This window comes from Roseibium sp. (genome assembly GCF_050301095.1).
Taxonomy (GTDB): Bacteria; Pseudomonadota; Alphaproteobacteria; order Rhizobiales; family Stappiaceae; genus Roseibium.
In genome coordinates this window covers 1-9,217 of the sequence record NZ_JBNKYW010000157.1, presented here as the reverse complement: position 1 = coordinate 9,217, position 9,217 = coordinate 1, and the positions used below count along the sequence as shown (strand labels likewise).

At 61.3% G+C, this 9,217-nt stretch carries 9 protein-coding genes; all 9 read left to right on the top strand.

From position 1 onward, the window contains the following. Positions 1 to 551: GNAT family N-acetyltransferase (locus ACQY7U_RS14525; protein WP_428645584.1), on the top strand; the 551-nt coding region annotated here is incomplete at its 5' end. An 80-nt stretch (positions 552 to 631) separates the two neighbouring features. After that, on the top strand, positions 632 to 1,117 hold the full coding sequence (ruvX, locus tag ACQY7U_RS14520) for a Holliday junction resolvase RuvX (RefSeq protein ID WP_428645582.1): 486 nt from the start codon (positions 632 to 634) through the stop codon (positions 1,115 to 1,117). Positions 1,118 to 1,197: 80 nt separating this feature from the next. Next, positions 1,198 to 2,124: an AEC family transporter gene (locus tag ACQY7U_RS14515; RefSeq protein ID WP_428645580.1), complete on the top strand. Its 927-nt coding sequence runs from the start codon at positions 1,198 to 1,200 to the stop codon at positions 2,122 to 2,124. Between the two features lie 122 nt (positions 2,125 to 2,246). Beyond that, a complete protein-coding gene (locus ACQY7U_RS14510) occupies positions 2,247 to 3,203 on the top strand; it encodes an aspartate carbamoyltransferase catalytic subunit (protein ID WP_428645578.1) in 957 nt (318 codons plus the stop codon). A gap of 12 nt (positions 3,204 to 3,215) precedes the next feature. Then, positions 3,216 to 4,517 carry a dihydroorotase gene (locus ACQY7U_RS14505; protein WP_428645576.1) on the top strand — a complete coding sequence of 434 codons (1,302 nt, stop codon included), beginning with the start codon at positions 3,216 to 3,218 and terminating at the stop codon, positions 4,515 to 4,517. 117 nt (positions 4,518 to 4,634) lie between these two features. Then, positions 4,635 to 5,414, top strand: coding sequence for a DUF3108 domain-containing protein (locus tag ACQY7U_RS14500; protein WP_428645574.1), 780 nt, complete (start codon positions 4,635 to 4,637; stop codon positions 5,412 to 5,414). A 127-nt stretch (positions 5,415 to 5,541) separates the two neighbouring features. Then, positions 5,542 to 6,195 carry a glycerol-3-phosphate 1-O-acyltransferase PlsY gene (plsY, locus tag ACQY7U_RS14495; protein ID WP_428645573.1) on the top strand — a complete coding sequence of 218 codons (654 nt, stop codon included), beginning with the start codon at positions 5,542 to 5,544 and terminating at the stop codon, positions 6,193 to 6,195. After that, entirely contained in the window at positions 6,192 to 7,328 is a 1,137-nt protein-coding gene (dprA, locus tag ACQY7U_RS14490; RefSeq protein ID WP_428645571.1) for a DNA-processing protein DprA, read from the top strand. The genes plsY and dprA overlap by 4 nt, the downstream gene beginning before the upstream one ends. 185 nt (positions 7,329 to 7,513) lie before the next feature. Continuing rightward, positions 7,514 to 9,217, top strand: a 1,704-nt coding sequence (topA, locus tag ACQY7U_RS14485) for a type I DNA topoisomerase (protein ID WP_428645570.1), incomplete at its 3' end; no start/stop codon positions are given.

The window sequence follows — 9,217 nt, the reverse complement described above, 5'->3', positions numbered from 1 at the left end:
CCGAGGACGCAGCCATTCTGGCGCAGCTGGTCAACGACGCCGGAGAGGGACTTCCCCTGCATCTCTGGGAAAAAATCGCAACCGCTGGACAATCGGGCTGGGACGTTGGCAAGGAACGCGCGGCCCGTGAAGAGGGAAGTTTTTCCTACAGGAATGCCAAGGTCATCGAATTCGGGGGAAAAGCGGCCGGCACACTGATCGATTACGGGATCCCGGACGATCCGGAACCGGTGCCGCCGGACATGCCCGCCATGTTCGTTCCATTGCAGGAGCTGGAAAACCTTGCACCCGGCACCTGGTACGTCAACGTAGTGGCCGTCTTGCCGCAGTATCGCGGTCTGGGACTGGGGTCACATCTGCTGGCTTTTGCCGAAGCAACCGCCACGCAGCTCGGCAAGAGCGGCATGAGCCTGATCGTCGCCGACAACAATACTGGAGCGCGACGGTTATACGAGCGGCAGGGCTATGCGCAAACCGGCAGCCGCCCAATCGTGAAAGACGACTGGAAAACGGAGGGCAGGAACTGGATCCTCATGACCAAACCGATCTGAATGACCCCGCGGCCCAAGGGAAATGACAATTCTCGGTGGTTTTTCTGGCGTCCGCCCCAAACCCCTGATAAAGCCGCAGCATGGCAAACGACCCAGCTCTATCCCTTGAAGATTTTGTCGCCGCTCTGCCGGAGCGCAGCCGCCTGATCGGGCTCGACCTCGGCACCAAGACCATCGGTCTGGCGCTTTCAGATATCGGCCGCGGCATCGCCTCGCCGATGGCCACAATCCGGCGCAAGAAATTCACGCTCGATGCCGAACAGCTCCTGGAAGTCTGCGCCAAACAGGGTGTAGGCGGTATCGTCATGGGATTGCCGCTCAACATGGACGGCAGCGAAGGCCCGCGTGCGCAGGCAACTCGAGCCTTCGTGCGCAATCTCGCCCAGAAGACCGATCTGCCAATGACCTATTGGGACGAACGTCTGTCGACGGCAGCTGTCACCCGCACGCTGCTTGAAGCCGATTCCAGCCGGGCCAAGCGGGCCGAAGTTGTCGACAAGATGGCGGCAGCCTTTATTCTGCAGGGCTTTCTGGACCGACTCGGATTTATGGGCTTAGATAGCTAACATCGATTGCGTGCTCACCGCTCCAGTGCTTTCCCCCGCCCGGTGACGTGCAACCCCCTCGGTTTCAAAAAAGTCCTTCCATGCTGACGACCCTTGCCGCCCTGATGCCGGTTATCCTTGTGATCGCCTCCGGCTACCTGATTGCCCGTACCGGACTGATTACGGGGGAGCAATGGCGCGGCGTGGAACGACTGGCGTATTACGTGCTGTTTCCGGCCGTGCTGTTCCGGACGATTTCCCAGGCGGATTTCTCAAGTTTTCCGACCCTGAACATGGGTGGCGCGCTGCTTGCCGGCATCTTTGTCATGGCTGTGCTGCTCTTGGGCCTGCGCACTGCCATCGAGCGCCTCTGGGGCATTGAGGCGCCGCGCTTCACTTCGATCTTTCAGGGAACCTTGCGCTGGAACGCCATGATCGCACTGGCCATTGCCGACAATGTCGCGGGCGAAACCGGACTGGCGATGCTTGCGGTCGCCATGGTGTTCATGATCCCGGTCCTCAACATCGCAAGCATATTGGTCCTGTCCCATTATGCCAGTGGCACGAACCCGAGCGGCGCCAAGATCCTGAAGGATCTCTATACCAACCCGTTCATCATTTCGATCGGGGCCGGTGTTCTCCTGAACGTAAGCGGCCTAGCCATGCCGATGGTCGTCGAAGACACACTGGAGATCTTTGCAAGGGCCGCTCTGCCGATCGGCATCATCTGCGTCGGTGCGGGGCTCGATCTCGGCTCGCTGCGCCGGCCGGGACCGGCGTTGACGATGGGCACGTTTGTCCGGCCTGTATTCATGCCGCTTCTGACTTACGGCTTTGCCATGCTCTTCGGCGTCACCGGACCGGCACTGACAGTCGTCATCATTGCCAGCTCCGTGCCCTGTGCAAGCAACTCCTACCTGCTTGCCCGCCAGATGGGCGGCGATGCGAAGCTCATGGCGGAAATCATCACACTGCAGACACTGACGGCGACACTGACAATTCCACTCGCTCTGCTGCTCTTCGCATGACGATTTCTGGCAACAGCATTTTTGTCCAATCGTACAAATATTTAGCAGGCGTGTGGACAGCGGGCATGAGCTGATTTCCTGACTTGTGGCAGGCGCCGATTCCTCCTATAGGAATATTCTCGATGACCCCGACAGAAACCCATCGAGACACCCCTTTTCCCCATCGCCATTTGCTGGGCATAGAGGGGCTTCACCCCCATGAAATTCTGGGCCTTTTGGACCGTGCCGAGGAAGCCGTAGAGGTTTCCCGCCAGATCCACAAACGCAGACTGGTTCTGCAGGGCCGGACCCAGATCAACCTCTTTTTCGAAAATTCCACCCGTACCCAAAGCTCATTCGAGCTGGCCGGCAAACGGCTCGGGGCGGATGTGATGAACATGGCCGTCTCCCAATCCTCGGTAAAAAAGGGCGAGACGCTGATCGACACGGCGGCAACCCTGAATGCGATGCATCCCGATCTGCTTGTGGTGCGCCACCACGCCGCCGGTGCGGTGCATCTGCTCGCCCGCAAGGTCGGCTGCTCGGTGGTCAATGCCGGCGACGGACCGCACGAGCATCCGACGCAGGCGCTGCTCGATGCGCTGACCATCCGGCGCCACAAGGGCAAGATCGCCCGGCTGACAGTCGCTATCTGTGGCGACATTGCCCATTCGCGGGTTGCCCGTTCCAATATCATCCTTTTGAATGCGCTCGGCGCCCGTGTGCGCGTCGTGGCCCCCTCAACGCTTTTGCCGTCCGGCATTGCGAAGATGGGCGTGGAACCTTTCACCAGCATGAAGGATGGTCTGGCCGGCGCGGATATCGTGATGATGCTGCGCCTGCAGCGCGAGCGCATGAACGGCGCCTTCGTGCCTTCGGTCCGCGAGTACTATCGCTACTACGGCCTCGATGCGGAAAAGCTCTCCTTTGCCAAGGAAGACGCGCTTGTCATGCATCCGGGGCCCATGAACCGCGGTGTCGAGATCGATCCGTCCATCGCCGACGGCCCGCAGAGCCTGATCCGCGAGCAGGTGGAAATGGGCGTTGCCGTGCGCATGGCCGTGCTCGAAGCACTCGCCGCCAACCTGCCGAACAACTAGAGGATTTTCATCGTGGCTCTCGACACACCAAAACCTCTGGTTCTTTCCAACGCCAGAGTGATCGACCCGGCGCGCGAACTGGATGCGCCGGGCTCCGTCATCATTGCAGACGGCACCATCCTGGCTGCAGGGCCGGAAGCGGCCAATCAGGGCGCGCCCTACGGCGCGGACATTGTCGACTGCAAGGGTGCAATTGCCTGCCCCGGCCTGATCGACATGTGCGTCTCGGTCGGCGAACCCGGCGCGGAGCACCGGGAAACCCTGGCCAGCGCGTCGGACGCAGCCGCCTCCGGCGGCATCACCACCATCTGTACGATGCCGGACACGGACCCGGTCATCGACGACCCCGCACTGGTGGATTTCATCCTGCGCCGGGCGCGCGACACGGCCAGTGTCAACGTCCTTCCCCTCGCCGCCCTCACCAAGGGCCTCAGGGGCGAGGAAATGGCCGAAATCGGGCTATTGAAGGAAGCCGGTGCCGTCGCCTTCACCAATGGCCACCGCTCCGTCAAGAACGCCCAGGTCATGCGCCGCATGATGACCTATGCGCGCGATTTCGATGCGCTCGTCATCCATCACACCGAAGATCCGGATCTTGCGGGCGGTGTCATGAATGCGGGGCTCAATGCCAGCTGGAAGGGCCTTTCCGGCGTGCCGCGCGAAGCCGAGATCATCATGCTGGAACGGGATCTGCGTCTGGTCGGCATGTCAAAAAGCAGATATCACGCGAACCTGATCTCGACGTCCGACAGCGCCGACGTGATCCGGGTCGGCAAGTCCCGCGGCCTCGACATCACGGCCGGGATTTCGATCAACCACCTCACCCACAACGAGAACGACATCGGCGCCTATCGCACCTTCTTCAAGATGTCGCCGCCCCTTCGGGACGAGGACGACCGGCAGGCGATGATTGCGGCTGTTGCCGATGGCACCATCGATATCATCTGCTCCAACCACGACCCTCAGGATGTCGAAACCAAACGGCACCCGTGGGCGGAAGCCGAAGACGGAGCGATCGGACTGGAAACGCTGCTGGCGGCGGCTCTCCGGCTGTACCATTCCGAACAGGTTGACCTGGTGACACTTCTGGGCGCCATGACCTGCCGTCCGGCGGACAGGCTGGGACTGGAAACCGGACGCCTGGCCAAGGGGGCCCCGGCAGATATCACCGTGTTCGACCCCGACCGTCCCTGGGTTCTGGAAAAGAGCGCCATCCGCTCGCGTTCGAAGAATTCGCCCTTCGAAGACGCGAGGTTCTCCGGCCGCGTTCTGAGGACCGTGGTCGCGGGCAGGACGGTTTACAGTTACAACTGATATTTCGGACCTTTCGGGCGCATCGCACCGATTTTTGTCACTTTGGCAGGCCATCCCGCTTCGCGCCACAATTCTCGTCAAGTCTGACCGGAATTTGAAATTGAGCGGATGGTTTCGATGCGCCTGACTGCCCTATTGCTTCTGACTGCCGCCGTGCTCGCCTCTCCGGCGGCCGCCTCGGATCTCTATTTGAAATACAAGCTTTACGCCGTTGGCCTGCCGATCGGATCGGGTGTCTTGTCGGTGGATGTCGGTCAAGAGGCCTATTCCATCAAGGGCGACGGCCGGACCGCTGCCTTCGGCCGCCTGATTTCCGACGGCAAGGGAACCGTCCAGGTGAGCGGCGGGGTCGGAAATGGCGGCCCGGCGCCGGAACGATATGATTTCAAAATGACCAGCGAGGACGAAAACGGGACGATCTCGATGGAAATGAAGGCCGGAAAGGTCGGCAAGGTTGCCGTCAATCCGCCCCAGAACCGGATGAAGGAACGGATCAAGGTCACCACGGAACACAAGAAGGGCGTGCTCGACCCGTTGACCGCGGCCCTGATTCCGGCCCCGAAGGGACTGGTGCCGGAAAGCTGCAACCGAACACTGAAGCTCTTCGACGGCAAGGAGCGTTATAACGTACACCTGACCTACAAGTCCCGCCGCAAGGCGAAGACGTCGGACGGGCGTTTCAAAGGCGATGTACTGGTCTGCGGCGCACGCTACGAGCCGGTGTCCGGACACCGTCCCCGCCGCAAGTCCATTCAGGAACTTGCCAGCAACACATCGCTGGAAGTCTGGCTGGCCCCGGTCGGCAACCGGCCCTATCTGTTTCCCCTGCGCGCCAGCATGAAAGCTCCCTTCGGTTCGCTGGTAATCCAGGCGGAGAAGTACAAATTATCGAATTAGCCGTTCTCCTCCGAAAATCCACGCCCCTGTAACTGAACATCTTTTCGGTGCCACAGACTTGATCCGGCCTTCCATGCGGTTAAATTGCAGGAACTGTTCCCGACGCGCTTGAGCTGGAGACTGCCGCGTGCCTGACCCGATCAGCTGGGCCTTTGCCTGGCCTTACTACCTCGCAGCCCTGGCCTTTGGCTATCTGCTCGGCTCCATTCCCTTCGGGCTGCTCTTCACCCGCATGGCCGGGCTCGGCGATATCCGGAACATCGGCTCCGGCAACATCGGCACCACCAACGTGCTGCGCACCGGCAGAAAGTCACTTGCCGCCGCCACCCTGCTCGGCGATGGACTGAAAGGAACGTTTGCGGTTCTGATCGTCGGGTACCTCTACGGGCAGGAAATGGCCCTGATTGCAGGGCTTGGCGCATTTCTCGGCCATCTTTTTCCGGTCTGGCTCAAATTCAGGGGCGGCAAGGGCGTCGCCACCTTCCTCGGCATATTGCTCGGGCTCTACTGGCCCATGTTCATCGTGGCGGCAGGAATCTGGATCGGCATGGCGTTTGTCTTCCGCTATTCCTCGCTTTCCGCGCTGACCGCGAGCCTGGCCACGCCCATCCTGCTCTATGTGCTGTTCCACAAATACCAAATGGCGGAAATGTTCGTGCTGCTTGCCATCCTGCTGTGGGCAAAGCATCACGAGAATATCGCACGCCTCTTGAGCGGCAAGGAAAGCAAGATCGGCTCCAAGGCCAAGGCGGCGCCTGAACCGGACGGCGGAGGCGCGTGAGCGGCCCGGCGGATCATAAAACCCTGCGCCTTTCCGAGGCCCAGCGGCTTGCGTGGTTGCGTTTAATACGCTCTGAGAATATCGGCCCAGCCACCTTCTTTGAGCTCCTGAACCATACTGGCTCTGCCGATCGGGCGCTCGAGTTCCTTCCGGAACTCTCCCGGCGCGGTGGCCGGAAAACCTACCGGATCTGCCCCATGGAAGACGCGGAGGTGGAACTGGCGGCGCATGAAAGAAAGGGCGCAAGGCTGGTTGCCCTCGGAGAGGCGGATTATCCGCCGCACCTGCGCCACATCGACGGCCCGCCGCCGCTCCTGTCCGTCTTGGGCGGACCGGCACCTGCCGCATCGAAAACACTGGGGATCGTCGGAGCCCGCAATGCGTCTCTCTCCGGCCGGAAGCTGGCCGGAATGTTTGCCCGCGACCTCGGAGCGGAAGGCTTTGTCATCTTTTCCGGCCTCGCGCGCGGCATCGATGCCGCCGCGCATGAAGCCGCCATTGCCACTGGAACCGTTGCCGTCTTTGCCGGTGGCATCGACGTTCTTTATCCGCCCGAGCATGGCCGGCTGCTGGCTGCGATCCTGGAGGCGGGCGGCGCCGCGATCAGTGAAATGCCGCTTGGTCAAAAACCGCGCGGCCGCGACTTTCCACGTCGCAACAGGCTGATTTCCGGCGCCTCACTGGGTGTCGTCGTCATTGAAGCGGCCAGGGCCTCCGGTTCGCTACACACTGCCCGTTATGCGCTCGAACAGAACCGCGAGATCTTTGCCGTTCCCGGTTCTCCACTCGATCCGCGTTCGGAAGGCGCGAACGGTCTGATCCGCCAGGGAGCGATGCTGGTAACGTCGGCTGCGGACGTACTGGAGTCACTTTCCGGCCGTCTTGAACCTGTCTTGCCGTTTCAACAGAAACTTCTGGAAGAAGGCAATGCCTCCCCTTCTCCGCCAGCCGAACCGGACGACCGGTTGCGGCGAAAGGTGCTCTCCGCTCTCGGGCCGGCGCCCGTCGACCTGGACGAACTGATCCGCTTTACCGACGCAGATGCGCGGGAGATCCACGTTATCCTGCTGGAACTCGAACTTGCCGGCCGGATCGAGCGGCACCGGGGCAACAAAATCTCCCAATTGATGTAACCGGAGGATTTTTCTTGAATCCCGGTGGATAACCCCTATCAGGAGCGAACGGGTTGACCCGAGCGCAGCAAAGGTCCATTTGACAGGCGGCGCGCGATCCGTGATCGTCTCCGCCGTTGGAACTTCCAGGATCACCTTCTCTCCCGGGCGGCAACTCCGTCTCCGGCAAAAACATTTGGGTAAGAATGAACGTCGTCATTGTGGAATCGCCGGCGAAAGCCAAGACGATCAACAAATATCTCGGCTCCGATTACACGGTCCTGGCCTCCTACGGCCATGTGCGTGATCTGCCGGCCAAGGACGGGTCGGTGCTGCCGGACGACAATTTTGCCATGAGCTGGCAGGTCGACAGCAAGTCCCAGAAGCGCCTGACGGAAATCGCCAACGCGGTGAAGGAAGCCGACCGCCTCATTCTCGCGACCGACCCCGACCGCGAAGGGGAAGCGATTTCGTGGCACGTGCTTGAAGTGCTCCAGAAGAAGCGCGTCCTGAAAGACAAGCAGGTCGAGCGGGTGGTGTTCAACGCCATTACCAAAAAGGCGATCCTGGAGGCGATGGATAATCCGCGCCAGCTCGATACGCCGCTGGTGGACGCCTATCTTGCACGGCGCGCGCTTGACTATCTCGTCGGCTTCACCCTGTCGCCGGTGCTCTGGCGCAAACTGCCGGGCGCCCGTTCGGCGGGCCGCGTGCAGTCGGTCGCCCTGCGCCTCATCTGCGACCGGGAAATGGAGATCGAGACCTTCAAGCCGCAGGAATACTGGTCGATCTTCGCCAACATGAAGACCCCGGCGGGAGACCTGTTCCAGGCGGGCGTGACCGGGTTCGACGGCAAGAAGATCGGACGCCTCGACATTGGCAACGAAACCGAGGCGACCACCATCAAGACCATGCTGGAAAGCGCCAGCTTCCGGGTCGACAGCGTTGCCTCCAAGCCCGCCAAACGCAATCCGGCCGCCCCTTTCACCACCTCCACCCTGCAGCAGGAAGCCTCGCGCAAGCTCGGCTTTTCGGCGTCGCGCGCCATGCAGGTGGCCCAAAAGCTTTATGAAGGTGTGGCCATCGGCGGCGAGACGTCCGGTCTCATCACCTACATGCGTACCGACGGCGTGCAGATTGCCGGTGAAGCCATTGCCGCGGCCCGCAGTGTCATCGGTCAGGATTTCGGCGACCAATATGTGCCGGAAAAGCCACGGATCTATTCCGCCAAGGCCAAGAACGCCCAGGAAGCGCACGAAGCGATCCGTCCGACGGATCTCTCGCGCCGCCCGAAGGACGTTGCCCGTTTCCTCGATCCCGACCAGGCCAAGCTCTACGAGCTGATCTGGAAACGGACCATGGCGTCCCAAATGGAGTCCGCGGTTCTTGAACGCACGACCATCGAGATCGTCGCGGACGGGTCCGGCAAGCGGGCAAACCTGCGCGCCACCGGTTCGGTCGTACGCTTCGACGGTTTCCTTGCCCTTTACCAGGAAGGGCGTGACGACGACGAGGACGAGAATTCCAAGCGCCTGCCGGCAGTCGATGAAGGCGCGGCCCTGACCGCGGAATCAGTCGACGGCAAGTCCGATGCAATTGAATCCACCCAGCATTTCACCACCCCGCCACCGCGCTATACGGAAGCGAGTTTGGTGAAGAAGATGGAAGAGCTCGGCATCGGCCGGCCGTCCACCTACGCTTCCACGCTGCAGACCTTGCGCGACCGTGAATACGTGGAACTGGAAAAGAAACAGCTTGTCCCGCAAGACAAGGGCCGGATCGTCATCGCCTTCCTGGAAAGCTTCTTCCAGCGTTATGTGGAATTCGACTTCACGGCGAGCCTGGAAGAACAGCTCGACAAGATTTCAGCGGGCGAACTGTCCTGGCTGGACGTCCTGAAGGACTTCTGG